This is a genomic window from Cupriavidus taiwanensis, from assembly GCF_900249755.1.
Taxonomy (GTDB): domain Bacteria; phylum Pseudomonadota; class Gammaproteobacteria; order Burkholderiales; family Burkholderiaceae; genus Cupriavidus; species Cupriavidus taiwanensis_D.
Map to the genome: position 1 here is coordinate 1,972,835 of NZ_LT976854.1, position 23,805 is coordinate 1,996,639.

Consider the following 23,805-nt stretch of genomic DNA (forward strand, 5'->3'; position numbering starts at 1 on the left):
AGATAGCCGGACACTTTGCTGCAACAAGTTTGGACGTATTGCTGCTAGAATACGTAAACATTTTTGCTTACCCTGTATGCCACTGAGCGGCAGGAGAATCGGGGTGAAGCAGAGTGAATTCAGGCGATGGCTCGCAGGGCAAGGCGCGACCTTCATCGAAGGCGCGAAGCATGTCAGGGTGTATCTCAATGGCAGGCAGTCCACCCTGCCGCGGCATCCCAGCCACGAGATCGGCGAGGGACTGCGTAAGGCGATCCTCAAGCAACTTGGCCTGTCGTGAGCTTGCAAGCCTGGACCTACCCTGCCCTTGTCGCCAAAGGAGTTTCAACATGCTGCGTTTTCCCGCCAACATCGTCCCCGACGGCGATGGCTTTGCGGTTTCGTTTCCCGATATCCCGGAAGCCCTGACCAGCGGCGACACCGTCGAGCAGGCGCGGGAGATGGCAGCCGATGCGCTGGCCACGGCCATGGAGTTTTACTTCGAGGATGGCCGACCGGTGCCGCTGCCGTCGAAGGCCGCACGTGGCCAGCATCTGGTCGAGCTGCCGGCAAGCATGTCGGCAAAGGTGCTGCTGCTCAACGAGATGATCGCGCAGGGGGTAACGCAGGCGGAGCTGGCACGCCGTCTGCATACCCGCAAGCAGGAAGTCCAGCGCATCGTCAACCTCGATCATGCGACCAAGATCGACACGATCGAGGCCGCGTTCCGGGCGCTGGGAAAGCGCCTGGAACTGAAGGTCGCCTGAGCGCGCCAGGCCACCGCAGTATCCTCTTCACGATGACATTCGACCTGTTCGACGACCTGCCCGAAGACAGCGCCGCCACCCCCGCCACCGAACCCCTCGCCGACGGCGCGGTCGTCCTGCGCGGCGTGGCGCGGGCGGATGCCGAAGCGCTGCTCGCCGACGCGCAGGCAGTCGTGGCCCTGGCCCCCTGGCGCCACATGGTCACCCCCGGCGGCCTGAAGATGCAGGTGGCGATGACCAATTGCGGCGTGTTCGGCTGGGTTTCGGACAGGCGCGGCTATCGCTATGACCCGGTCGATCCGCTGAGCGGACAGGCGTGGCCCGAGATGCCCGGGAGTTTCCGCCGGCTCGCCGCCGCCGCGGCGGCGCAGGCCGGCTTTGCCGGCTTTGCGCCGGATGCCTGCCTGATCAACCGCTATGTGCCGGGCACCCGGCTGTCGCTGCACCAGGACCGCGACGAACTCGACTTCACCGCGCCGATCGTCTCGGTGTCGCTGGGGCTGCCGGCGGTGTTCCTGTTCGGCGGCATGCGCCGTGCCGACAAGCCGCAGCGGGTACGGCTGGCGCATGGCGACGTGGTGGTGTGGGGCGGGCCGTCGCGGCTGGCGTTCCACGGCGTGGCGCCGCTGGCCGATGGCGATCATCCGCTGCTGGGGCCGCTGCGCATCAACCTGACGTTCCGCAAGGCGCGGTAGGCGCCGGCCCGGCCTTGGCACTTTGCCGGGGGTTTTCTACAGTCAATGGACTGTCCTGAACGCCACCGTGCAAAGGCCACTCCCATGCATCTCGACGGCTCCTGCCATTGCGGCGCGGTCCACTTCTCGCTCGAATCCGATTCGCCCTGCCCGTACATGCATTGCCACTGCTCGATCTGCCGCAAGACCGCGGGCGGCGGCGGCTATGCCATCAATATCGGCGGCGATGCCGCCACGCTGCGCGTGCGCGGGCGCAAGTACCTGGGCATCTATCAAGCCGTGCTGCGCGAGCCCGGCAAGCGCGCGCGGCGCTCGCCGGCGCAGCGGCATTTCTGCGTGAAGTGCGGCAGCGCGCTGTGGCTGTGGGATCCGCGCTGGCCTGAACTGCTGTATCCGCATGCCTCGGCCATCGATACGCCGCTGCCGCGCCCGCCTGAGGTGGTGGAGGCCTCGCTGGACTCGGTAGCACCCTGGGTCGACGTGCCGCGCGGCAAGGGCCACGTGCATTGCGACACGTGGCCGGAGGAATCGCTGGTCGACTGGCACAGGCGGCATGGCCTGCTGTCGCGCTGAATGTCGCGCTGAAGCGCACAGGCGCGATATGAACGTTTTCGCCGCGCGATCTTAGTCTTTCTTCCCGACGCCGCCATTGCAACGGTTTGGGCGCCGCGCGCATTGCCTCGCGCGGCGCGCGCCAGTATCTTCTGGCAACGATCACGCACACCAGCCAGGGGAGAGCCATGCCGCCAGGTGCCGCCACGGCAGCCACGCAACGCCGCATCCGGATTGCCGCGCAGGGCCGGCGCACCGTCGGCACAGCGGTCTTGCTGGCGGCGCTGGCGTGCACGCCGATGGCCGCGCAGGCGTGGGTGGCCGGCAACGGCGGCGAAGCGGCGGCCACCACCAGCGCCTTACCGGCCGCCGGCCCCTACCGCGGCTATGTCGGCCCGCCCGCGCAGCCCGACGCCGGCGCACCCGCCGCGCCGCGCCAGTGGGACCGGGCCCTGCCGTTCTTCGCGCAGCGCGTGATCGACAAGGGCTATGACCTGCCCAATCCCTATGACATCGGCTATTCGTATTTCGATGGCCACCAGCGCTACCAGCTGAGCGGGCTGAGCATTTCGGCGGGCAGCGCGCCGCTGCGCAGCGCGGATTTCGTGCGCTTCGACCAGTCGCGCATCCGCAATACCTCGAACCAGGTACAGGTCGGCGCGTGGCTGTTCCCGTTCATGAACGTGTATGGGATGCTCGGCACGGTACGCGGCAGCGGCGACATCGGCATCAGCTTCTCGTCGCTGACCGAGCTGGAGCGCTTCTTCGGCATCGACGTCGGCTGCGGCGGACGCCGGCCGCGGCCGGATTGCGCCAGGCCGATCCGGCTGCCGACGCAGCATGCCAGCTACAGCGGGCATTCCTACGGCGCCGGCTTTACGCTGGTGGGCGCCTACGGCGACCTGTTCTTCTCGCTGCCGGTGACGTTCACCGTGTCCGACATCTCGATGTCGGACACGCCCGTGAAGTCGCTCAATATCGGCCCGCGCGTCGGCTGGAACTTCCGGCTGGGGCGCTTCGGCGTGCTCACGCCCTATGTGGGCGCCACCTGGTTCCGCACCCATGCCAGCATCACCGGCCATTTCGACGTGCCGGTGCCGGGCAGCGACCAGACCCAGCGGCTGAACTACCAGATCGATGAAAAAGTGGCGGGCGCCTGGAGCGGCTCGGTGGGCATGAACTGGACCGTCAACAAATACGTGGGGCTGCTGCTGGAAGTGGGCTACGGCTACAACCGCAACAATGTGATCGCAACCGGCTTCCTCCGCTTCTGACGCTGCCCACACCATGCCCGCGCTGCACCGACGCCTTGCCGCCACCCTCGCCCTGCTGTGCGCGGTCGCGCCGGCGCGCGCGGACGAGCCGGGCTGGATGGACCGCTTGCTGACGCGCCTCGGCGCATCCAGCCAGGTGGACCTGAGCCACGGCATGGACTGGGGCGTGCTGCCGGGGCCGTTCTACAACCCGGAGATGGGGCTTGGCCTCGGCATGGCGGCGATCGGCCTGTACAAGCCGCCCAATGCGCAGGCCGACACGCAGGTCTCCACGCTCAACCTGCACGGCTTCGTCACCACGCGCGGTGCCGTCGGCCTGGGGCTGGACAACACCACCTTCTTCGCCGACGACAGCTACCGCTTCGTCGTGACCGGCGCGGTGCTGAACATGCCGACGTCGTACTGGGGCATCGGCTACGACCGCGCCAGCAACGACGCCAACAAGGAAGGCTATACCCGGCGCGAGTTCTTCCTGCAGCCGCGCATGCTGATGCGGGTGCGGCCCAACACCTATGTCGGCGCCGGCTTCTCGGTGCAGAACGACGATGCCAACAGCCTGCAGCGCGGCGCCGCCAGCGCGCTGGCCACCGACCCCAACGGGCCGCACGTGTTCAGCGCCGGCGTGACCGCGCATTTCTCGTACGACACGCGCGACTTCCTGCCCAACCCCTACTCCGGCCAGGCGCTGGCCGCCAATGCCGCGGTGTACCGGCGCGCGCTGGGCAGCAATACCGATTTCGAGACGCTGGAATGGTCCTATGACCGCTACCACCGCCTGCGCGGGCGCGATGTGCTGGCGTTCGACCTTTACGGGCGCTTCAGCTGGGGCGACGTGCCTTGGAATATGCTGTCGCAGCTGGGCGACAACAAGCGCATGCGCGGCTATTTCCTGGGGCAGTACCGCGACCGCAACGTGGTCATGGCGCAGGTGGAATACCGGCTGCATATCGCCGGCCGGCAGGGCATGGTGTTCTGGGCCGGCACCGGCGCGATTGCGCCCAAGCCGGGCGAGCTGGCGTCGGCGCACTGGCTGCCGAACGCCGGCATCGGCTACCGCTTCGAGTTCAAGCCGCGCGTCAATGTGCGGCTCGATGCCGGCTTCGGGCGCAGCACGCGCGGCGTCTACTTCCAGATCAACGAAGCGTTCTGAGCGCCCGGGCCGGGCGCTCGTCGCGACGCTGTTGTTACGCGGGCAGGAAGCCTTCGACCGTCAGGTAGCGCTCGCCGGTGTCGTAGTTGAAGCCCAGCACGCGCGCGTTGGCGGGCAGGTCCGGCAGCTTCTGCGCGATCGCCGCCAGCGTGGCGCCCGACGAGATCCCGACCAGGATGCCCTCCTCGCGCGCGCAGCGGCGCGCCATCTCGCGCGCGGGCTCGGCGTCGACCTGGATCACGCCGTCGAGCAGCGTGGTGTCGAGGTTCTTCGGGATAAAGCCCGCGCCGATGCCCTGGATCGGGTGCGGCGCCGGCGCGCCGCCGGAGATCACCGGCGAGGCCACCGGCTCGACCCCGAACACCTTCAGCTGCGGCCACTTGTCCTTCAGCACGCGCGCGCAGCCGGTCAGGTGGCCGCCGGTGCCGACGCCGGTGATCAGCGCGTCGAGCCCTTCGGGGAAGTCGTTCAGGATTTCCTGCGCGGTGGTGCGCGCGTGCACGTCGGCATTGGCGGGGTTCTCGAACTGCTGCGGCATCCACGCGCCCGGCGTGGCGGCAACCAGCTCCTCGGCGCGCGCGATCGCGCCCTTCATGCCCTTCTCGCGCGGCGTCAGGTCGAAGCTGGCGCCGTAGGCCAGCATCAGCCGGCGGCGCTCCACCGACATGCTGTCGGGCATCACCAGCACCAGCTTGTAGCCCTTGACCGCGGCCACCATGGCCAGGCCGATGCCGGTGTTGCCCGAGGTGGGCTCGATGATGGTGCCGCCGGGCTTGAGCACGCCGCGGCGTTCGGCGTCTTCGACCATCGCCAGCGCGATGCGGTCCTTGATCGAAGCCCCGGGGTTGCTGCGTTCGGATTTGATCCAGACCTCGTGGCCGTTGCCGAACAGCCGGTTGATGCGGATATGCGGGGTATTGCCGATCGTCTGCAGGATGTTCTGGACCTTCATCGTGTTCTCCGGGACGGGTGCGATGCAGCGAGCCTGGCTGGCCGCGCAGCGCGGGATCGAATGACCCCGCCGATTTTAGTGCAAAGCGCCCCGCCGGGCCGCTCGCGTATCATTGAGTCCTCCGCGCCTTGCCCCCGCTTTCTCCGGAATCCGTCCTGAAATCCCCCGCATTGCCCCCTTGCACCGATGCCTGACCACCTGCTGCTGTCCTCCCTTTTGATCTTCGGACTTGGTGGTTTGCTGGGCGCGGTGGGCGGGCTGTTCGGCATCGGCGGCGGGCTGATCGCGATCCCGGCGCTGGGGCTGCTGTTCGGCATGGACCAGCAGCTGGCGCAGGGCACCGCGCTGGTGATGATCGCGCCCAACGTGCTGATCGGCTTCTGGCAATACCGCAAGCGTGCCGACATTGCGCTGCGCACGGCGGTGGTGCTGGGCTTGTCGGCGGTGCTGGCGACGTGGCTCTCGGCACGCGCGGCCACCGCGATGGACGCGCAGCTGCTGCGGCGCTGCTTTGCGCTGTTCATGATCGGCATGGCGCTGTACTTCCTGTGGCGGCTGCTGCCGGGGCGCGCGGTGACGGCGCAGCAGGCGCGCGTGTCGCCGCGCTGGATTCCGCTGGTGGGGGTGGTCGGCGGCGTGTTCTCGGGCTTCTTCAGCGTGGGCGGCGGCGTGGTGGCCGCGCCGGCGCTGGTCGGCCTGTTCGGGCTGCGCCAGGCGGCGGCACAGGGGCTGGCGCTGGCGCTGGTAACGCCGGGCGCGGTGGTGGCGCTGGCCACCTATGCCCATGCCGGCCAGGTCGACTGGGTCAGCGGCATGCCGCTGTCGCTGGGCGGCATGCTGACCATCTCATGGGGCGTGGCGTTGGCGCACCGGATGCCCGAGCGGCGCCTGCGCGCGTTGTTTGCCGTGTGTTTGATCGCCACTGCGGTGGTGATGCTGGTGCGCGGCTGAAGCGCGCGCATCCCGCCCCGCCCCGACACCGCGCGCGGCGCCTTACTTGCGCAGCACCAGACAGAAGTTGTTCGCCGGCATCGGCACCGGTTCGTCGCAGCGCAGGCCCTGCGCCTCGCCCAGCGCGATCACCGCTTCCATGTCGCGCACGCCCCAGTCCGGGTCGGTGGCGCGCAGCTGCGCGTCGAAGGCGGCGTTGCTGGGCGCGGTATGCGCGCCGCCGCGGCGATAGGGGCCGTACAGGAACAGCACGCCACCGGGCCCCAGCAGCTTGCCGGCACCCGCGAACAGCGCCTCGGCCGCGGCCCACGGGGCAATATGCAGCATGTTGATGCAGACCACCGCATCGGCGGCGTCGATGCCCCACGGCTGGCGGCAGACATCCAGCGCCAGCGGCGTGCGCACATTGGTCAGGCCCGCGTGCGCGGTCCAGGCGGCGATCGACGCGCGCGCGGCGGCGTCCGGATCGCTCGGCTGCCAGGTCAGGCCCGGCAGCGCCGCGGCAAAGTGCACGGCGTGCTGGCCGGTGCCGCTGGCAATTTCCAGCACCGTGCCGCTGGCGGGCAGCACCTGGCGCAGCACGGCCAGGATGGGCTCGCGGTTGCGCTCGGTGGCGGGCGCCATGCGGCGCGCATCGGGATCGTGGGTCGGGCCGGTCATGGTGGCAGGCTCAGCGGGCGTTGGGGAAGCGCCTAGCGTAGCAGAATTGGCGCGCGGACCGTGCCGCGCGCCTTTCCACCATTCAGCCGGTCAGCCCGGCGTGCACGGGAACGCCTGCGCCACCGACGGCCGCAGCGCCGCCGTGGTCGGGCTTTCCTCGCCGCTCACCAGCGTGTTGTCGGTGAACTTGCAGCCGTAGGCCGGGCTGGCCACGGTGGCGGCGTCCAGCACCTCGTCGCCGGCCGGCTTCACGCCGTTCTGCTCCCAGTTGACCATGTCGTCGAAGGCCCGGGCCTGCTCGGCCACGGTGAAGTCGCAATGGCTGACGCCGCGGATGGCGCGCTGCACCAGCCACTGCGCGGTGCCGTTGGCATCGGCGCGGCGCTTGTAGATCTGCTCCATGCTGAACGGCACGTACATGTCGCCCAGCGTATGCAGCGTCACCACCGGCACGCTGATGCGCGCGTTGGTCCGGGGGATCCAGCGCAGGCCGTCGCTGCGCGCGCGGTTGGCCTCGGCGCTGCCGGTCACGCGGAAGATGCCCGCGTTGAACGACTGCTCCGCCGCCGACTGCGCCGGGTCGTTGTCGAGCTGGAAGGTGATGCCGGTGGTGTTGACCACGTTCTGCGTCAGGATGCCGTTGACCGACCCATCCTGGCCGAAGGTGCCCCACACCGCGTCCTGCAGCGGCTGCGCGCCCGGGCCGCCGAAGCCCCAGTCGAACAGCGGCCGCTGCCCGCCGGTCAGGTTGCGCACGATCGCCTTGAGGGTGTCGCCCTGCGCCGTGGTCTGGCCGGGGTAGGTGGTGAACAGCGCCGCACGCACCGCCGGGCCGATCTGCGCCCAGTTGGCCGCCGGCCACGCCGTCACCGGATAGCCGGCCAGCTGCTGCGCCGCGGTCTGGTAGGCGCCGAAGTAGTTGAACAGCTCGGTATCGCCCAGCACGCCGCACATCGGCACCGCGCCGTGGTAGCGCACCTTGTGGTTGGCGGCCTGGATGTTCTCGTCATCGACCGCCGCGGCCGAGATATGGCCGCCCATCGAATGGCCGACGATGTAGGTGCGCACCGGCGCCGCCAGCATGCGCCCGTTCTGCGCGGCAATGCGCGTGAAGGCCAGCGCCAGCGCATTGGTGTCTTCCAGGCCGGCGCGCACGTCATAGTAGTTTTTGGCGTAGCTGGACGCGGCCCAGGCGTAGCCGTTGGCAAGAAGATGCCGGCGGATGCTGGGGATGGTGACCGACAGGGCCGCGCCGGTGCCGGCATAGCCGTGGGCATACATCACCAGCCGGCCGTTCCAGTTCTTCGGCACCTCGATGCGGTAGCCGGCGCCGTCCTGCACGCCCCACCAGCGGTCGGCGTCGGGCGCGCCGGCCAGCGCGGCGAACGGCAGCGTGGCCGCGTCGATGGTGAAGGTGCGGTCGTCCTGCGGGCGCTTCTCTTCGGCCTGCGGCGGTGGATTCTGCGCCGGCTCGTCATCGTCGCCGCCGCAACCGTACAGCAGCGTCGCGGCGAGGCACAGCATCGCGGCTTTCCCGACAGCTCGTTTCATGCCTGGTCTCCTTTGTTATGCGGATCTTGTTGTCCTGGCGGATGGCGCGCCGGCGGCCAAGTGCCGTGGCCGGCGCCCCCACCACTGTAGGACACGGCGGCGCAAGGCGCATGGAGGCAATCCTCGGCGCGCTGTGGCCGTTGCAACGGATGCGGGTTAGCCCCGGCTCGCCTGAACCGGTGCTGCGTGTTAGCAAACCCGAAGGCGATACCGATGACCACGCCCCAATGCAAACGGCGGGCCGAAGCCCGCCGCCCTCATTGCCGCACGCAGCCGCGCGTCAGGCCCTGGCCAGCCTGACGCCGGTCGGGTCGCCGGTCAGGTAGCCGACCGCCGCGCCGAAGCGGTCCTTGTAGTTGGCGCGCACCAGCGGATCGAGCTGCGCCTTCACCTTGTCGTGCAGCGGCGATTCCCAGTCGCCGACATGCTGGAAGTTGCTCATCACGTAGGTCCAGCCGTTGATCTCGTCGACCGCATGCAGGCCGGTGGACTCCGCGCCGGCCGGGCACGACAGCACGCGGCTGAGCACCCCGGTGTCGACGTTGTACGCCCACAGGAAGTTGTTGACGTGGGTGTTGCTGTCCTCGCCGACGAACAGCGTGCGCAGCTTTTCCGAGAACTTCAGGTTGTCGGGCGTGGCGACCTTGTCGGGGTTGGCGAAGTTGCCCAGCGCATCCTGCTGCTTCATCTTGCCGCCGCCCAGGTCTTCGCTGACCAGCGCCGGCACCGCGGCCATGTCGACCGGCACCCATTCGCTGTGGATCGCCGTGCCGGTCTTGTCGGCCTGGCCGCCCTTCAGGTTGAGCTCATAGACCGCGCCGGAGTACGGGCCTTCCACCTGGATGTCGCCGGCATTGGCGGCGTTGCCCGCCAGCATGCTCGACTCGATGCGCGACATCGCCGAATAGGCCTTCTTGTCCTTGATGTTGACGGTGGTGCCTTCCATCTTGGTAAAGCCCAGGCTGCCGCCGACCAGCGCGGCATAGCGGTGGGTTTCCAGGAACGCCGCGGCCTGTTCCATGCCCGGCACCAGCTTCACCCAGTTGGGCTTGCCGTTGTAGAGGATGCGGGTGTAGCTGGCATCGGCCGGGTCGGCGGTCTTGACGTCCAGGATGTCGGCCAGCCGGATGCCGCCGTCGACCAGCGCGCGGATTTCGGCGCTGGTGGCGTGGCCCAGCCGGATCCACGACAGCGTGGCACTGCCCGGGCCGGTGCCCGAGGTCTGGTGCCACTTGGCCACGTACAGCGTGCCGGCGGACAGGTCGCGCGCCTGGTCGGCGACAAACAGGAACAGGCCGCCATTGGTGGCATCGTCGCCCATCAGCACGGTGCGCTCGTCAGGCATGACCTGCACCAGCTCGTGCGAAATGCGGCCCAGGCAGTAGTGCTTTTTGATGGTGCCGGTGCCGTCAGGATTCACCGTGACTTCCGGCAGGTGGCCGTAGTTGTACGCGTTGGCGCGCGCCGGGTCGCCGTACAGGTTGCGGCTGTAGCCCTGCAGCTGCGTGACCGCGTTGGCGTCCATCAGGTCGGTCTCGTACTCCTCGCTCGACAGGTGCGTGTTCCACGGCGACAGGCTGGCGCCGCAGGTGATCCACAGGCCGTTGACGCCCGAGGTGTCGACATTGTGGTACTTGACCGGCGTCAGCTTGCCGGTGGCCGGATCCTGGTCCAGCGTCAGCACCGCGATCGGCGACGGCAGCAGCCCGTACATGCTGGCATTGCCCTGGTTGCGCGTGGTGTATTCGAACTGCACCACCGCGAACACCGTGTTGCCCTTGACGCCCGGCACGGTGGGGTTGGCCAGCGTCAGCAGCGAGCTGCCGTCCGGCGCGTCGGAGAAGAACTGGCGCTCCTTGCCGGGCACCGAGGTATCGATGATCGGCTGGTTGTTGATGTCGTAGTAGCCGCCCGCCAGGATGGTGCCGCCCTTGCCGTCGGGCAGTGTGTCGCCGGTGACGAAGAAGGGCTGGTAGGCCAGCTTGTAGGTCTGGCTGCTGCCGTCGCTGAAGGACACCTTCAGGCTGGAGCCGACCGTGGTGGTCGCCATGGCCTCGGGCGTGGCCAGCGTCGGCGCGCTCATCGGCACGAACTCGGCGGTGGTGAAGGTGGCGGCGGGGCCGGGCGCCGGGGCCGGTGCCGGCGCCACGGCGGCTTCATCGCCGCCGCCGCAGCCTGCCAGCAGGCTGGTGGAGGCGAGGCCGAGCGGCAGCATGGGCGCGCCGGCCAATAGCTTCAGGGCCTTGCGACGGCCAGCATTGGGTTGTTCAAGCATGTTTTTCGATCCGGGGAAAGGAAAGGGATGGTTCACGGCATGTTTGCGCCGGTTCCGGGGGCGGAACCGGGCACCTGTTGCACAGGCGGGCGGCGGGCGTCATCGCGCACGTCCGGGGCGGATCGTAGGCCCCGTTTATGACACCAAGTTGACGATGCAACACAAGCCGACGCGCGCTTCGGGCCAGCCGGGTCCGCTGCGGTACACTGCCGCCTTGCTTTCCGCGGCCCGGCCGGCGCGGATTTCCGCACCCGTTCCGCACCGCTTGCCCTTGCCCACCTACACGCTAGCCAGCCCCGTCCACGCCGAGATCGAGATCCGCAAGAGCCGCTTCCTGGCGCTGGCGCTGCCGGTTGCCGACCGCGAAGCCGCCATGGCCGCGCTGCAGGCGCTGCGGGCCGAGCACCCCACCGCCACCCACGTCTGCTGGGCGCTGCTGGCCGGCGGGGCCTCGGGCATGTCCGACGACGGCGAGCCCTCCGGCACGGCGGGTCGGCCGATCCTGGAAGTGCTGCGCCACCACGACCTCGACGGCGTGCTGGCGGCAGTGGTGCGCTACTACGGTGGCGTCAAGCTGGGGGCCGGCGGGTTGGTGCGCGCTTACACCGATGCCATCGCCGCGGCCCTGAAATGCGCCGAACGGGTCGAGCGCATCGCCTACGGCACGCTGGCCGTCGCGGTCGACTATGCCGACGAGCCGCGCGTGCGCCGCTGGCTGGACTACGAGGCCCCCGCTGGCTGCACGCTGGCCGAGACCGGCTACGGCGCGCTTGCCACGCTGGTGCTGCGCATTCCCGCGACCCAGCTCGACGCCGCGCGCGACGCCCTGCGCGATGCCACCCACGGCCGCGCGCAGTTTCCGCAGGCGCAGGACAACAGCCATGGCTGACATCGAGCTTTCGGACGAAAGCGCCGAATTCACCGCACAGGTGCTGCCGGGCCCTGGGCGCTTCCCCGCGCCGGCGGCGCTGAGCCTGCTGGAGGCGGCGTTGCTGGAGGGCGTGGCGCTGCCCAATTCGTGCCGCAACGGCACCTGCCGGGCCTGCGCCAGCCGGCTGCACGCGGGGACGATCCGTTACCGGATCGAATGGCCTGGGCTGAGTCCGGACGAGAAGGACGAGGGGCTGATATTGCCGTGCGTGGCTTGTCCGGCGAGTGATGTGGTGTTTGAGCCGGTCAGCTTGGGGTGAGGCTCCGAAGGGACTATTCGGCGCTTTTATCCGGGCCGGGCGTTGCCGTCGGGGGAATCATGAATCCGAGGCGACGTTTCGCTGGTTGCGCGCTTGCAGTGAATGCGACTACCTTCACCAGCGGTACGCCCGCCTTGGCAATGATGAAGGGATCGCCGTTGGCGGCCTCCTCCACCAGTCGTGAAAGATGCTTTTTCGCATCTTTAATATCGATGATTCGCATGGCTCGACACCAGAGAAAGTGCAGTAAATCGCGCGTCATCGCATGACAACGCGATCTCCCTAAGGCGTCAAGCCCGCCTTACCCTCCAACCGCCAGAAAAAACCGCAACGCCAGCTTCAACCCATCCGGCCCCGCCGGATCCGAAAACGCATGCCCGCCGGCGCCGCCGCTCCACGCGTGGCCCAGGCCTTCCACGCGCACCAGCCGCAGGTAGGGCGACCTGCCTTCGGTCCAGTCGAACACGTCGATCGCCCGGCGTACGCCGCGCTGGATGCGCCGCGCCGGCACCCCGGCCAGCGGCGGTGCGCCTTCGGGCTGCAGATGCATCCACATGCCGGCCGCGGCGGTGGCGTTGCTGAAGTCGACCACGTGGTCGGCATCGCCATGCAGCAGCAGCAACGGCGGCGGGCGCCGTCCCGCCAGGCCGATGCGCAGCGCCTGCATGGCCTTGGCGTCGGGCCCGCGCTGTCCGCGCATGGCGCGCGCGGCCTGCGCGGCGTTGGTGGCGCTCCAGGGCACGGCGCCGGAGTGCGAGCCCACCGCGGCGAAGCGCGACGGATAGCGCAGCCCCAGCATCAGCGCCATTGCGCCGCCGGCGGACAGGCCCAGCACGCTGACGCGGTCCGCCGCCACCGGATGGCGGCGGCAGGCCTGGTCGACCAGCGCCAGCAGCAGCCCGGCTTCGACGGCGCCCTGCGCGGCGGGCCGGAACCAGTTCCAGCAGCGCTGCGCGTTGGCCTGCGAGGCCTGCTCGGGCAGCAGCACCACCCAGCCGGTTTCGCGCGCCACCGCGGCGGCGCGCGTGACCGCGGCAAAGCTGGCGGCATCCTGGCCGCAGCCGTGCAGCAGCACCAGCATCGGCGCGCGGCGCGCGGCGGTGGCGCCGGCCGGCACGAAGATGCGGTAGCGCCGCGGCGCCAGCGGCGCGCCCCAGGCGCCCTCTTCCCAGCGCCCGCTGCCGCGGCTTTGCGGTGCCGCCACCGGCGACACCACGCCGGACAGCGCGCGCTGCGTGGCCGCCGTAACTGCAGCGGATTGCTTCACCGCGTTGCGCACGATGGCCTCGGTCATCGGCCTGGTCAGGTTCTTGTTGACGGCGCGCTGCATCTGGCGCGCATTGCGCGCCGCGGCCTTGTTCAGCGTGGACCAGAGCTTCGCGCCGGGGGAACGGGGCATGCGGCATCCTGTGGTTGGGTAACCGCCACATCATATGCGCTGGCGCAGCCCGGCTTGCATCCAACGCGTTCCGGATGGCTGCCTACAATGCAAGGGCCGTGTCGCGCCCAGACACGAACCGGAGGCAAGCATGAGCGATGTAACCAGCGAATTCAGGCCCCTGGATCCGGGCCGCATCAACCTGACGGATCCGCTCGAAGTGCAGTACTGGTGCAGGGAACTCGGCTGCAGCACCAGTGACCTGGAAAACGCCGTCGACCAGGCCGGCGATCATATCTCCGCGGTGCGCGCGCAGCTGGAACAGCAGCACGCGGGCGCGCGCACCGGCTGACATCCCCACCGCGGCGGGGATGCCAGCGCCTGGCCCGGCCTGGCGTCCTAGCCGCCCACGTTGAGCGCCCTGGGCAGCCGGATCTGGATGAACTCGCTGTCATCCGGCATCTTGCTGCCGACATGCCTGCCCACGCTGAACGGGAAGTTGTTGTCGTCGATCACCAGCAGCGTGGTCGGGTCCAGCACCAGCACGTCTTCGATGGTGTTGAACGGCATGCCGAACGGATCCCCCAGCGCCACGTCGCCCGGCGCGCCGCCGGCGCTGATGCCGGACGGGTCGCGCAGCGCCATCAGGTTGGCCAGCTCTGACTTGGCGACGTAGTCGCCCGGCTTGCCCAGCGTCACCTGGAACAGCTTCTTGAAGCCGTTCGGGTCGCCCTGCGAGCCGTCGCGCTCGATGACGATGCCCTCGCTGGCGTTGAACAGGATGAAGTCGCCGATATTGGTGCCCTTGTCGTCGAGCCGGTACTTGTATTGCACACCGGTGTACCGGCGCGTGGCGATATCGAACTCCGAGATCAGCAGCGTCTTGCCGTCGTGGCCCGCCAGCGGCAGTTCCAGCAGCGGATAGAGTTTCCTGCCGTCCGGGCTCATCGCCATGCCCTCGAAGCCGCCCGAGCGCTTCGCGCGCAACGGGTTCGACGTCGCGGTGGCGCGGTACGGCCAGTACAGGCCCGCCATCCACGGCGTGTTGGCGCCGGCTTCGTCCTGCATATTGGTGCCGTCGTCGCTGTTGGCCGCGTCGCCATAGATCGGGAAATCGCCGAACAGGTACACCGTGCGGATCGCCGGGAACTTCTGCTGCACGCGCAGCAGCGTGCGGAAATCGAAGCTCTGGATATCGGCGCGCTGCGCCATGCCGGCGGCACTGATCACGCCCGCCAGCGTGTCGGCCATCTGCTCGGCGCCGACGGTGCGGTCCTGGTAGACGTTGCCCTTGCCATCCCTGTCGCTGCGCGGGTTGAGCTTGGTCTCGAGATTGAAGCGCACCGCCTGCGCGTTCTTCGCGCGCTGTGCCGCCTGCGCATGGCTGCTGCCCGCGCCGGTGCTGTAGTACGCGACATAGGCGCTGACCAGGTCGAACACGTCCTGCACGCGCGGCACCACGTACGGGCTAGCGTAGCCCTTGGCCGTCGCCACCGCCGCCGACACCGGCGACAGCGCCGCATCGTTGCGCTGGCTGGGGCCGCGGAACAGCTTGTCGCAGATAAAGGTGGACTGGATCTGCGCCGCGGTCAGGTTCTTGATCAGCACTTCGTCGGCGGTGCCGTAGGGCGCGCCATCGGCGCGGCGGCACTTGACCGATTCGATATAGGGATCGTGCTTGAGCACCGCGATGCCATCGGACGTGATGCCGGCATCGGTCTCCAGCGTCGTCATCAGGTTGTCCAGCGCGGCTTCCATTGCCGGCAGGGTGTTCTCCGGGCGCAGGTCGCGCGCGCCGCGGTGGCCCTGCGCGTCGAATTTCGCGGCGTCGATCAGGCCATCGGCGGTCAGGTAGTCGCCGGCCTTGCCATCGCCGTTGGCATCGTGGGCGGCAACGGCCGCGTAGAGCAGGTCAGGCCGGTCCGAGATGATGCCGTTGACGCCGGCCTTCAGCAGCTCGGTCATCTTCGCGCTGTCGTTGACGGTCCAGGTCACCACGCTGTAGCCGGCGGCCTTGACCGAGGCCACGTCGAGCGTGTCGGATGCCGCCGGCACCAGCCCTGGCTGCGGGTTGGCGCCGCGCGCATAGTGCGCATCGGGGCTGGACTTGACGCCGTTGACGTCGTACTTGAGCTGCACGTAGTACGGAGCGAACACCGGCGCGCGGGTGCCGCCATGCGCGAAGGCATGCGCGCGCACGGCGTTCATGATGCGCACCGGCGTCGCCTCTTCATTGAACGGGTTCTGCGGCGAGCGGATCTCCTTGCCGGGATTCTCGAAGTCCGGCAGCGGGATCGGCGCTTCCAGCAGCACGCCGTTGGCATCGGTATGCAGCAGGAACGGGCCGAACTCGTCGCCGAACCACAGCGTGCCGTCGCTGCCGCGCTGCATGCTCTCGATATCGAAATCGGCGCCGGTCAGCACGCGCTCGGTGGTGAACTGGTTGGCGATTGCGAACTTGATATGCTGGTTCGGATCCTTCAGCTCGATAAAGCTGCGCACCGCGACACTGCCCGCGCCGCCGGCCGCGGTCTTGAACGCGGGCGCCACGGTGTAGACGCGCAGGTGGAAGTCAGCCGAATTCTCCAGCGAACCATAGCCGTTGTCGGCCATCACCATGAAGCTGCCATCCGGATTGCGCAGCACCGCCGAAAAGCCCTGCACCGGCTGCGAAGCGAACGGCGCGGCCTGCCCGTTGAGGTCGCCGGTGACATAGCGCCCCGACTGCGGTCCGCTGGCAAAGGTGGCGGCGGGCAGCACGGCGCGGCCCACCAGCGTGGGCGCGGTGACCGCGGGCGTGGCGGCACCGTTATCGTTATCGTCGCCGCCGCATGCCGCCAGCAGCGATGCCGCCACGGCGGCGGTAGCCAGTGCCGCGCGCGTGCGGCGCGAAGGGAAGACGCTCAGGCGCATTGCAGGGTTCCTGGAGTTGGGCAATGCGCCATGGTGGTAGGCCGATATGTCGGCCTGATGTCGCTTGCGTGACAGCATGAGCGCCAGGCATCAATCGACGGCTCGCATGCAGCCCTTACTGGTGTTAAGCGCAGTGCAGACCGGAATTCAGCAATGCCTTATTCGCCCGCGCGCAGTTTTGCTGCATGATTTCCGGCCCGGGCCCCGACCCGGCACTCAAGACTGGGACAGATCGATAACACCACGTCGGAACACAAGGGGTTTATCAACACGAGGACGCATTGACAGATGAACACCAAGCTGCCGCTATTCACGGTTTGCGCCGCCTTGCTGGCACCGGCCGCATGGGCCGGCAATGACCACCCGCACTGGAGCTACACCGGCCCCACCGGCACCAGCCACTGGGCCGAACTCGACCAGGCCTACCAGACCTGCGCGCTGGGCAAGCACCAGTCGCCCATCGACATCCGCACCGGCAAGGCCCGGCGCGCCGACCTGAAGCCGATCGGCTTCGGCTACGCCGCCGCGCCCGGCACCGTGGTCAACAACGGCCATACCGTGCAGGTCAACCTGCCGGCGGCGGGACAGATCGACCTGGACGGCGTGCCCTACAAGCTGCTGCAGTTCCACTTCCACACGCCCAGCGAAGAGAAGATCAACGGCAAGACCTATCCGCTGGTGGCGCACCTGGTGCACCAGAACGCCGAGGGCAAGCTGGCGGTGGTGGCCGTGCTGTTCAAGTCCGGCCGCGAGAATGCAGCGCTCAGGCCGGTCTTCGCCAGCCTGCCGGCCCACGCCGGGGAATCGCGTGAACTGCCTGCGCCGCTGGACGTTGCGGCGTTGCTGCCGGCGCAGCAGGCCTATTGGTCCTTCACCGGTTCGCTGACGACGCCGCCATGCAGTGAGGACGTGCGCTGGCAGGTGCTGAAGACGCCGGTGGAAGTGTCGCCGGCACAGCTGGCGGCGTTCCGGAAGCTGTATCCGATGAACGCGCGGCCGGTGCAGCCGTTGAATGGGAGGACGGTGCAGGCAAGCCGCTGAGATATTTCCAATACCGCTTGGGTACTCCCTCTCCCGCTTGCGGGAGAGGGTCGGGGTGAGGGCCAGAGCTTTCACGCAGTGCGAACGCCTCGTGCTTGCCACACACCCGCCCTCACCCCCGGCCCCTCTCCCGCAAGCGGGAGAGGGGAGCAACCCGGCGGCATGGCGAAGTGCCACGGGCTTTGCAAATCCCGCTTGGGTACTCCCTCTCCCGCTTGCGGGAGAGGGTTGGGGTGAGGGCGGGGAGCGTCATACGAAGTGAACGCAGTCGCTATTGCCACCGCTGGCCCCTCACCCCCGGCCCTCTCCCGCGCGCGGGAGAGGGGAGCAAACCGCCACAAGCAACAAGGCTCAACGCCCCTCACCCCAACCCCCGCATCGCCAACTCTCCACCCAACACCAGCAACCCACAAAAAAACAGCTTGCGAAACCGCTCCGCACTGATCCGATGGCGCAGCCACTGCCCCAGGAACATGCCGCCGAGCGCAGGCACCAGCGCCAGCGCCGACGCGCCCAGCACCGGCATGTGCAGCAGCGCCCCGCCCAGCGCCAGGCTGACCGCCAGCGCGATGGTCGACACCGTGAACGACAAGCCCAGCGCCTGCACCAGGCTCTCCTTGTCCAGCCCCAGCCCCTGCAGGTAGGGCACGGCCGGGATCACGAACACGCCCGTGACCGCGGTGATGGCGCCGGTGACCAGGCCCATCAGCGGCCCCAGCCAGCGCTCCGCCCCGGCCGGCACCGTCAGCTTCACCGCCGCCAGCCCCACCAGCGCGTACAGCACCAGCGCCACGCCCAGCGCGGAAGTCGCGTGCGTGGTCATGCCGGCCGGCACCAGTGCCGCGCACAGCCAGGTGCCGGCGCAGATCGCCGCCAGCATCGGCCACAGGCGCCGCACCAGCAGGCCGAAGCGCGCGCCGCTGAACAGCTGCACCACGTTGGTCACCATCGACGGCGCCACCAGCAGCGCCGCGGCCTGCGCGGGCGGCATCACCAGCCCCAGCATGCCCACCGCGACCGTGGGCAGGCCCAGCCCTACCACGCCCTTGACGAAGCCCGCCAGCAGGAAGGTCAGGCCGATAAAGGCTGCCTGCGTGCCGATCGATTCCATCGTCATCGCCGCCCCTTCAGCCAGCGTCGCGGTCGTGCACCGCGCGGCTGTCCGCCGGCGCCTGCTCGCGCGCATCGAGGCCGTAGTCGCGCAGAACCTGTGCCACGCGCAGCCGGTAGCCGGCAAACACCCCGCCGCGCCCGGCGGCCTGCGCCTGGCGATGCGCCAGCGTATTGCGCCAGGCGATCACCGCGGCCTCGTCGCGGAAGAACGACAGCGACAGCAGCTTGTTGGGGTTGGTCAGGCTCTGGAAGCGCTCCACCGAGATAAAGCCATCGATGGCCTCGAGCTGCGGGCGCAGGTGCGCGGCGATGTCCAGGTAGTTGTCCTGCCGGCCCGGCGCGGGCTCGACTTCGAAGATGACGGCGATCATGGTTGTCTCCACGAGATCAAAGGAAATGGGGAATGCGCGCGTTCAGCGACGGACGATAGCGGAATGCGCGCGCCAGCGCAGCCGGCTCCGCGCCGCGTGCACACAGCGCCGCCACCGTGGCGGCGGCCAGTGCCTGCGCGAGCTTGTCGCCGGGGCATGCATGGCGGCCATGGCCGAAGGTCCACGCGCGCGCATCGTCGGCAACACCGCTGCACGACGCCGCGGCCAGCAGCACCAGCACCGCGTCGCCGGCCTTGAGCGCGTGGCCGCACAGCCCGGCATCTTCAGCGAGGAACCGGCGCGTGTTCTGTACCGGCGGATCGTACTGCGCCACGCGCGCCACCACGGACGCCAGCGGCATCTCGCCTGCGGCCGGATCGCGGCCCAGCCACAGCAGCGTATTGCCGGCCAGCGCGGCGGTCGCTTCGCAGGCCTGGACCAGCAAGCCGATGATGTTGGCGGCAACGGCCTGCGGTGCGATGCCGGCGGCGTGTGCCGCGTGCTGCAGCGCTGGCAGCGGACCGTCCGCCGCAGCCATGCCGGCCAGCGATGCGGCCAGCCATGTGCCCAGCCACTGCGCAGCGTCGGCCCCGGCGCGCACGGCATCCGCGTCCGCCAGCGGCGACTGGGCCGCGGCGAACGCCGCGACCTGCTGCGCGACCCCGACCGCCCCGCCAGGGTCGCGCGCGACCGGCAGGCCGAGCACGCCTGCCACGCCGAGGACCGGCAACGCGAACAGCCAGCGGTTGACCGACGCGGCCGGCATGGCAACGCGCCCGGCCTCGCCTTCATCCAGCACCCGCGCCATCGCCCCGGCCTGCTGCGCCGCGACGGCCGGATCGACCGCCGCCAGCATCGGCATCAGCAGGGCCTTGAGCGGCGCATGCGCGGCGCCATCGTTCATCCGGATCAGCCGGCCGAACAGGTCACCGGCGGCGCTGCCGGCCAGTGCGGGCGGCACCGGCTGCGCGGGCGGGCGCACGCGGCAGGCGGGATGGGCCAGCACGGCCGCCACTTCACGCGGCCCGGCGGCTACCCACAGCCCCAGGCGCTCGTCACGGAAGAAGGGCCGGGTGGCGGCCAGTTCACGGTAGTAGGGATAGGGGTCGGGGTGCGTGACCGCGCTGAGCGGGTCGATCCCGGCGAAGCTGGCAGTGATGGTCTCTGGCATGGCGGCGCGAATCGCATGTAAGGGCTGGCTGCGCCGCAATCTCGGGCGCACACCGGCATCATGCCGCCGCGGCCGGGCCGGAAGATTCACGGTGTGATGAAGGGTCGAATGCAGGCGCCGGCGCTGCGGCCCTGCAATTGGTTGTATGCTTTGAGCACGGCGTGCCGGCCGCCACGCGCGGCCGCCGGCATCGGGGCCTTCACCGCGCTGCCGGGCACGCCATACCAAGTACGGCGGTGACGACATGAAGCGTGTTCACGCACTGGTTGTGGCCGGCATCATGTTGTCGGCGTGCGTATCCACCGGCGTCGACGTGAAGCCCGAGCACTTGTCGAACTTCCTGCCCGGCTTCTCCACGCTCGACGAGGTCACCGCGCAGCTTGGCCCGCCTTCCTCGCACGCCAAGCTGCGCGACGGCTCGACCATCCTGGTCTATTCGTTCGCCGCCTCGCAGCCCCATCCCGAGAGCTTTATTCCCTTCATCGGGCCGTTGTTTGCCGGCGGCGCGATCCGCGCTTCGACGGTGCTGTTCGAGTTCGACCACAACGGTGTGCTGATGAGCCAGCGCCGGACCACGTCGAGCGGGGTCTCGGGATGGAGCGTGCTGACGCCGGGCGCGATGCCCGGCGCCGCGCAGTAAGCCGCGCTCGTCACGCCTCCATTCGCGCCATCTGTCCTGCGGCTCGCACCGTCGCCGGGTCGTCGTTGCGGTGCGCCAGCCGGTACAGCACCGGCAACACCAGCAAGGTCAGCGCCGTCGACGACAGGATGCCGCCGATCACCACCGTCGCCAGCGGGCGCTGCACCTCGGCGCCGGTGCCGGTGGCCAGCGCCATCGGCACGAAGCCAAGCGACGCAACCAGCGCCGTCATCAGCACCGGCCTCAGCCGCGTCAACGCCCCATCGCGGATCGCCGCATCCAGTCCATGGCCTTCCTCGCGCAGCGAGCGGATAAACGACAGCATCACCAGCCCGTTGAGCACCGCCACGCCGCACAGCGCGATAAAGCCCACCGCCGCCGAGATCGACAGCGGAATGCCGCGCAGCCACAGCGCCAAAATGCCGCCGGTCAGCGCGAACGGAATGCCGGTGAAGACCAGCAGCCCGTCCTTGACGTTGCCGAACATGGCGAACAGCAGCACGAACACCAGCCCCAGCGCCAGCGGCACCACCACGCGCAGCCGCGCGGTGGCGGACTGCAATTGCTCGAAGGTGCCGCCCCAGCTGGTCCAGTAGCCCGCCGGGATCTGCACGCGCGCGCGGATGGCGGCCTCGGCCTCGGGCACGAAGCTGCCGATATCGCGCCCGCGCACACTGGCGCTGACCACGATGCGGCGCTTGCCGTTCTCGCGCGAGACCTGGTTGGGGCCCGGCGCGATCTCCACGCTGGCGACTTCGCTCAGCGGGATATAGCTGGTGCGCGCGGCGGCCTCCTTCGGCAGCGGCACCGGCAGCCGCCGCAGCGCTTCCACGTCCTCGCGCACGGCATCGGGCAGGCGCACCACGATGTCGAAGCGCCGGTCGCCGCTGAAGAAGGTGCCAGACACCTTGCCGCCGATGCCGATCGCCACCGCATCCTGGATATCGCTCAGGTTCAGGCCGTAGCGCGCCGCCTTGTTGCGGTCGATCTGCACCGTCAGCATCGGCAGGCCGGTGGTCTGTTCGACCTTCACCTCGGCCGCGCCGGGGATGTCCTGCAGCACCGCCGCGATGCGATTGGCGGTCTGCTCCAGCACGGCATTGTCGTCGCCGAACACCTTGACCGCCACGTCCGAGCGCACGCCGGAAATCAGCTCATTGAAGCGCAGCTGGATCGGTTGCGAGAACTCATAGTTGTTGCCCGGCAGCTTGCCGACCTCATCGCGGATCGCGGCGATCAGCTCGTCGCGCGTGCGGCGGGGCTCGGGCCATTGCGCAACAGGCTTGAGCATGATGTAGCCGTCGGAGATATTCGGCGGCATCGGGTCGGAAGCGATCTCCGCGGTGCCGGTGCGCGCAAAGACGCGCTCGATCTCCGGGAACCTGGCCTTCAGCGCGGTTTCCAGCTGCTGCTGCATCGCCACCGATTGCGTCAGGCTGGTGCCGGGGATGCGCAAGGCCTGGATCGCCAGGTCGCCCTCGTTCAGGCTGGGCACGAACTCGCTGCCCAGCCGCGTGGCAATGGCCAGGCACAATGCCACCGCCACGCCGGCAAACGTCAGCACCACTGGCGTCGCGGCCAGCGCGCGCTCCAGCAGCACCGCGTAGCAGCGGCGCGCCCACGCCATCAGCCGGTTCTCGCGCTCGGCCACGCGCTTGCCGATAAACAGCGCCACCGCCGCGGGCACGAAGGTCACAGACAACACCATCGCCCCCAGCAGCGCCAGCACCACGGTGAAGGCCATCGGGTGGAACATCTTTCCCTCGACCCCGGTCAGCGCAAAGATCGGCAGGTACACCACCATGATGATCAGCTGGCCGTACAGCAGCGGCCGGCGCGCCTCGCGCGCCGCGGCGAAGACTTCATGCAGGCGTTCGCCGCGCGTGAGGGGCCGGCCGTGGCGCGCCTGCGCATGCGCCAGCCGGCGCACGCAGTTCTCGACGATCACCACCGCGCCGTCGACGATGATGCCGAAGTCGAGCGCGCCCAGGCTCATCAGGTTGGCGCTGATGCGGTAGTGCACCATGCCCGTGAAGGTGAACAGCATCGACAGCGGGATCACCAGCGCGGTGATCAGCGCCGCGCGCAGGTTGCCCAGGAACAGGAACAGGATGGCGATCACAAGCACCGCCCCTTCCAGCAGGTTCGTCTTGACCGTGGCGATGGCCTTGTCGACCAGCGTGGTGCGGTCGTACACCGTGACGGCCTGCACGCCCTTGGGCAGGGTGCGGTTGATCTCGGCCATCTTGCGGTCCACCGCCTGCGACACCGCGCGGCTGTTCTCGCCGATCAGCATGAACACGGTGCCCAGCACCACCTCGCGGCCGTTCTCGGTGGCCGCGCCGGTGCGCAGTTCGCCGCCGGTCTGCACGGTGGCCACGTCGCGCACGCGGATCGGCTGGCCCTGCGCGGTACCGACGATCACGTCGCCGATATCTTCAAGCGAGCGCACCTGCCCCGGCACGCGCACCAGGTACTGCTCGCCGCGGCGCTCGATATAGCCGGCGCCGACGTTGTCGTTGTTCTTCTCCAGCGCGCCCACCACATCGGCCAGCGACAACCCGTACGACGCCATGCGCTCCAGGCTGGGCGCGACCACATAGGCGCGCGCATGGCCGCCGATGGCATTGACCTCGGTCACGCCGGGCACGTTGCGCAGCTGCGGGCGGATCACCCAGTCCTGGATCTCGCGCAGGTCCGACAGCGTGTAAGCGGTGCCATCGGCCTTGCGCGCGCCGGGGTCGGCCTCGACCGTCCACAGGTAGATCTCGCCCAGCCCGGTCGAGATCGGGCCCATCGCGGGCGTGATGCCGGCGGGCAGCTGGTCGCGCGCTTCCTGGATGCGCTGGTTGACCAGCTGGCGCGCAAAGTGGATATCGGTGCCGTCGCGGAAGATCACCGTCACCTGCGACAGCCCGTAGCGCGACAGCGAGCGGGTCTGCTCCAGCCCGGGCAGGCCCGCCATCACGGTCTCGACCGGATAGGTGATGCGCTGCTCGGTCTCCAGCGGCGAATAGCCCGGCGCGGCGGTGTTGATCTGCACCTGCACGTTGGTGATATCGGGCACCGCGTCGATCGGCAGCCGCGTGTAGCTGTACAGGCCCAGCGCGGCCATGCCCAGCACCGCCAGCAGCACCAGCCAGCGTTGCTCGATGGCAAAGCGGATCAGGCGTTCGAACATG

At 69.2% G+C, this 23,805-nt stretch carries 23 protein-coding genes; 12 read left to right on the plus strand and 11 right to left on the minus strand.

What is annotated here, in order from left to right; translation table 11 throughout:
• Positions 1–103: 103 nt before the first annotated feature.
• The 6 genes from CBM2594_RS24455 (at position 104) to CBM2594_RS24480 (ending at position 4,417) form a co-directional block, all read left to right on the plus strand.
• Positions 104–280 (plus strand): type II toxin-antitoxin system HicA family toxin, encoded by a 177-nt coding sequence (locus tag CBM2594_RS24455; protein WP_116359355.1) that lies wholly within the window; start codon positions 104–106, stop codon positions 278–280.
• A 49-nt stretch (positions 281–329) separates the two neighbouring features.
• The gene (locus CBM2594_RS24460; protein WP_116359356.1) at positions 330–746 is read left to right on the plus strand and encodes a type II toxin-antitoxin system HicB family antitoxin; all 417 of its coding nucleotides are present in this window, start codon (positions 330–332) and stop codon (positions 744–746) included.
• A gap of 32 nt (positions 747–778) precedes the next feature.
• Positions 779–1,441 (plus strand): DNA oxidative demethylase AlkB, encoded by a 663-nt coding sequence (gene alkB / locus CBM2594_RS24465; RefSeq protein ID WP_116359357.1) that lies wholly within the window; start codon positions 779–781, stop codon positions 1,439–1,441.
• Positions 1,442–1,525: 84 nt separating this feature from the next.
• Positions 1,526–2,014: a GFA family protein gene (locus tag CBM2594_RS24470; protein WP_116359358.1), complete on the plus strand. Its 489-nt coding sequence runs from the start codon at positions 1,526–1,528 to the stop codon at positions 2,012–2,014.
• A gap of 167 nt (positions 2,015–2,181) precedes the next feature.
• Positions 2,182–3,267: a hypothetical protein gene (locus CBM2594_RS24475; RefSeq protein WP_232346737.1), complete on the plus strand. Its 1,086-nt coding sequence runs from the start codon at positions 2,182–2,184 to the stop codon at positions 3,265–3,267.
• 13 nt (positions 3,268–3,280) lie between these two features.
• Complete coding sequence (locus tag CBM2594_RS24480; RefSeq protein WP_116359359.1) at positions 3,281–4,417, plus strand: BamA/TamA family outer membrane protein; 1,137 nt, start codon at positions 3,281–3,283, stop codon at positions 4,415–4,417.
• Positions 4,418–4,451: 34 nt separating this feature from the next.
• On the opposite strand, the gene cysK is transcribed toward CBM2594_RS24480, so the two are convergent.
• Positions 4,452–5,369, minus strand: a complete 918-nt coding sequence (gene cysK / locus CBM2594_RS24485) for a cysteine synthase A (protein ID WP_116359360.1) — start codon at positions 5,367–5,369, stop codon at positions 4,452–4,454.
• A 186-nt stretch (positions 5,370–5,555) separates the two neighbouring features.
• On the opposite strand from cysK, the gene CBM2594_RS24490 reads away from it, so the two are divergent.
• The gene (locus CBM2594_RS24490) at positions 5,556–6,320 is read left to right on the plus strand and encodes a sulfite exporter TauE/SafE family protein (protein ID WP_116359361.1); all 765 of its coding nucleotides are present in this window, start codon (positions 5,556–5,558) and stop codon (positions 6,318–6,320) included.
• A gap of 42 nt (positions 6,321–6,362) precedes the next feature.
• Here the strand turns inward: CBM2594_RS24490 and CBM2594_RS24495 are convergent, their stop codons facing one another.
• From CBM2594_RS24495 to CBM2594_RS24505, 3 genes are all read right to left on the minus strand, one after another.
• Positions 6,363–6,980, minus strand: a complete 618-nt coding sequence (locus CBM2594_RS24495) for a DUF938 domain-containing protein (RefSeq protein WP_116359362.1) — start codon at positions 6,978–6,980, stop codon at positions 6,363–6,365.
• A gap of 90 nt (positions 6,981–7,070) precedes the next feature.
• Positions 7,071–8,531 (minus strand): alpha/beta hydrolase family protein, encoded by a 1,461-nt coding sequence (locus CBM2594_RS24500; RefSeq protein WP_116359363.1) that lies wholly within the window; start codon positions 8,529–8,531, stop codon positions 7,071–7,073.
• Between the two features lie 280 nt (positions 8,532–8,811).
• On the minus strand, positions 8,812–10,806 hold the full coding sequence (locus CBM2594_RS24505; protein ID WP_116359364.1) for a PhoX family protein: 1,995 nt from the start codon (positions 10,804–10,806) through the stop codon (positions 8,812–8,814).
• A gap of 271 nt (positions 10,807–11,077) precedes the next feature.
• Here CBM2594_RS24505 and CBM2594_RS24510 point away from each other — a divergent pair, with 271 nt between their 5' ends.
• Positions 11,078–11,695, plus strand: coding sequence for a YigZ family protein (locus CBM2594_RS24510; RefSeq protein ID WP_116359365.1), 618 nt, complete (start codon positions 11,078–11,080; stop codon positions 11,693–11,695).
• Positions 11,688–11,996, plus strand: a complete 309-nt coding sequence (locus CBM2594_RS24515; RefSeq protein WP_116359366.1) for a 2Fe-2S iron-sulfur cluster-binding protein — start codon at positions 11,688–11,690, stop codon at positions 11,994–11,996. The genes CBM2594_RS24510 and CBM2594_RS24515 overlap by 8 nt, the downstream gene beginning before the upstream one ends.
• Positions 11,997–12,009: 13 nt before the next feature.
• Here the strand turns inward: CBM2594_RS24515 and CBM2594_RS24520 are convergent, their stop codons facing one another.
• Together CBM2594_RS24520 and CBM2594_RS24525 are read right to left on the minus strand one after the other, a co-directional pair.
• The gene (locus tag CBM2594_RS24520) at positions 12,010–12,219 is read right to left on the minus strand and encodes a type II toxin-antitoxin system Phd/YefM family antitoxin (RefSeq protein ID WP_116359765.1); all 210 of its coding nucleotides are present in this window, start codon (positions 12,217–12,219) and stop codon (positions 12,010–12,012) included.
• Between the two features lie 78 nt (positions 12,220–12,297).
• Entirely contained in the window at positions 12,298–13,395 is a 1,098-nt protein-coding gene (locus CBM2594_RS24525; protein ID WP_116359367.1) for an extracellular catalytic domain type 1 short-chain-length polyhydroxyalkanoate depolymerase, read from the minus strand.
• Between the two features lie 130 nt (positions 13,396–13,525).
• On the opposite strand from CBM2594_RS24525, the gene CBM2594_RS24530 reads away from it, so the two are divergent.
• Entirely contained in the window at positions 13,526–13,726 is a 201-nt protein-coding gene (locus CBM2594_RS24530) for a DUF3606 domain-containing protein (RefSeq protein WP_116359368.1), read from the plus strand.
• 47 nt (positions 13,727–13,773) lie between these two features.
• Here the strand turns inward: CBM2594_RS24530 and CBM2594_RS24535 are convergent, their stop codons facing one another.
• On the minus strand, positions 13,774–16,287 hold the full coding sequence (locus CBM2594_RS24535; RefSeq protein ID WP_116359369.1) for an esterase-like activity of phytase family protein: 2,514 nt from the start codon (positions 16,285–16,287) through the stop codon (positions 13,774–13,776).
• Between the two features lie 288 nt (positions 16,288–16,575).
• Here CBM2594_RS24535 and CBM2594_RS24540 point away from each other — a divergent pair, with 288 nt between their 5' ends.
• A complete protein-coding gene (locus CBM2594_RS24540; RefSeq protein WP_116359370.1) occupies positions 16,576–17,328 on the plus strand; it encodes a carbonic anhydrase in 753 nt (250 codons plus the stop codon).
• A gap of 361 nt (positions 17,329–17,689) precedes the next feature.
• Here CBM2594_RS24540 and CBM2594_RS24545 read toward each other — a convergent pair whose 3' ends face one another.
• From CBM2594_RS24545 to CBM2594_RS24555, 3 genes are read right to left on the minus strand one after another with little or no spacing between them, the layout of a single operon-like run.
• Entirely contained in the window at positions 17,690–18,445 is a 756-nt protein-coding gene (locus tag CBM2594_RS24545) for a sulfite exporter TauE/SafE family protein (RefSeq protein WP_116359371.1), read from the minus strand.
• 10 nt (positions 18,446–18,455) lie between these two features.
• Positions 18,456–18,812: an antibiotic biosynthesis monooxygenase family protein gene (locus CBM2594_RS24550; RefSeq protein ID WP_116359372.1), complete on the minus strand. Its 357-nt coding sequence runs from the start codon at positions 18,810–18,812 to the stop codon at positions 18,456–18,458.
• 16 nt (positions 18,813–18,828) lie between these two features.
• Positions 18,829–19,983 carry a cytochrome P450 gene (locus CBM2594_RS24555; protein WP_116359373.1) on the minus strand — a complete coding sequence of 385 codons (1,155 nt, stop codon included), beginning with the start codon at positions 19,981–19,983 and terminating at the stop codon, positions 18,829–18,831.
• A 244-nt stretch (positions 19,984–20,227) separates the two neighbouring features.
• Between CBM2594_RS24555 and CBM2594_RS24560 the strand changes: the two genes are divergently transcribed.
• The gene (locus CBM2594_RS24560; RefSeq protein WP_116359374.1) at positions 20,228–20,623 is read left to right on the plus strand and encodes a hypothetical protein; all 396 of its coding nucleotides are present in this window, start codon (positions 20,228–20,230) and stop codon (positions 20,621–20,623) included.
• Positions 20,624–20,633: 10 nt separating this feature from the next.
• On the opposite strand, the gene CBM2594_RS24565 is transcribed toward CBM2594_RS24560, so the two are convergent.
• Complete coding sequence (locus CBM2594_RS24565; RefSeq protein WP_116359375.1) at positions 20,634–23,804, minus strand: CusA/CzcA family heavy metal efflux RND transporter; 3,171 nt, start codon at positions 23,802–23,804, stop codon at positions 20,634–20,636.
• Position 23,805 lies beyond the last annotated feature (1 nt).

What these genes read in the sequence shown, in the direction of transcription:
- CBM2594_RS24460 (WP_116359356.1), top strand. Translation starts at nt 330, where the DNA reads ATGCTGCGTTTTCCCGCCAACATCGTCCCCGACGGCGATGGCTTTGCG.
- alkB (WP_116359357.1), top strand. Translation starts at nt 779, where the DNA reads ATGACATTCGACCTGTTCGACGACCTGCCCGAAGACAGCGCCGCCACC.
- CBM2594_RS24470 (WP_116359358.1), top strand. Translation starts at nt 1,526, where the DNA reads ATGCATCTCGACGGCTCCTGCCATTGCGGCGCGGTCCACTTCTCGCTC.
- CBM2594_RS24475 (WP_232346737.1), top strand. Translation starts at nt 2,182, where the DNA reads ATGCCGCCAGGTGCCGCCACGGCAGCCACGCAACGCCGCATCCGGATT.
- CBM2594_RS24480 (WP_116359359.1), top strand. Translation starts at nt 3,281, where the DNA reads ATGCCCGCGCTGCACCGACGCCTTGCCGCCACCCTCGCCCTGCTGTGC.
- cysK (WP_116359360.1), bottom strand. Translation starts at nt 5,369, where the DNA reads ATGAAGGTCCAGAACATCCTGCAGACGATCGGCAATACCCCGCATATC.
- CBM2594_RS24490 (WP_116359361.1), top strand. Translation starts at nt 5,556, where the DNA reads ATGCCTGACCACCTGCTGCTGTCCTCCCTTTTGATCTTCGGACTTGGT.
- CBM2594_RS24495 (WP_116359362.1), bottom strand. Translation starts at nt 6,980, where the DNA reads ATGACCGGCCCGACCCACGATCCCGATGCGCGCCGCATGGCGCCCGCC.
- CBM2594_RS24500 (WP_116359363.1), bottom strand. Translation starts at nt 8,531, where the DNA reads ATGAAACGAGCTGTCGGGAAAGCCGCGATGCTGTGCCTCGCCGCGACG.
- CBM2594_RS24505 (WP_116359364.1), bottom strand. Translation starts at nt 10,806, where the DNA reads ATGCTTGAACAACCCAATGCTGGCCGTCGCAAGGCCCTGAAGCTATTG.
- CBM2594_RS24515 (WP_116359366.1), top strand. Translation starts at nt 11,688, where the DNA reads ATGGCTGACATCGAGCTTTCGGACGAAAGCGCCGAATTCACCGCACAG.
- CBM2594_RS24520 (WP_116359765.1), bottom strand. Translation starts at nt 12,219, where the DNA reads ATGCGAATCATCGATATTAAAGATGCGAAAAAGCATCTTTCACGACTG.
- CBM2594_RS24525 (WP_116359367.1), bottom strand. Translation starts at nt 13,395, where the DNA reads ATGCCCCGTTCCCCCGGCGCGAAGCTCTGGTCCACGCTGAACAAGGCC.
- CBM2594_RS24530 (WP_116359368.1), top strand. Translation starts at nt 13,526, where the DNA reads ATGAGCGATGTAACCAGCGAATTCAGGCCCCTGGATCCGGGCCGCATC.
- CBM2594_RS24535 (WP_116359369.1), bottom strand. Translation starts at nt 16,287, where the DNA reads ATGCGCCTGAGCGTCTTCCCTTCGCGCCGCACGCGCGCGGCACTGGCT.
- CBM2594_RS24540 (WP_116359370.1), top strand. Translation starts at nt 16,576, where the DNA reads ATGAACACCAAGCTGCCGCTATTCACGGTTTGCGCCGCCTTGCTGGCA.
- CBM2594_RS24545 (WP_116359371.1), bottom strand. Translation starts at nt 18,445, where the DNA reads ATGACGATGGAATCGATCGGCACGCAGGCAGCCTTTATCGGCCTGACC.
- CBM2594_RS24550 (WP_116359372.1), bottom strand. Translation starts at nt 18,812, where the DNA reads ATGATCGCCGTCATCTTCGAAGTCGAGCCCGCGCCGGGCCGGCAGGAC.
- CBM2594_RS24555 (WP_116359373.1), bottom strand. Translation starts at nt 19,983, where the DNA reads ATGCCAGAGACCATCACTGCCAGCTTCGCCGGGATCGACCCGCTCAGC.
- CBM2594_RS24560 (WP_116359374.1), top strand. Translation starts at nt 20,228, where the DNA reads ATGAAGCGTGTTCACGCACTGGTTGTGGCCGGCATCATGTTGTCGGCG.
- CBM2594_RS24565 (WP_116359375.1), bottom strand. Translation starts at nt 23,804, where the DNA reads ATGTTCGAACGCCTGATCCGCTTTGCCATCGAGCAACGCTGGCTGGTG.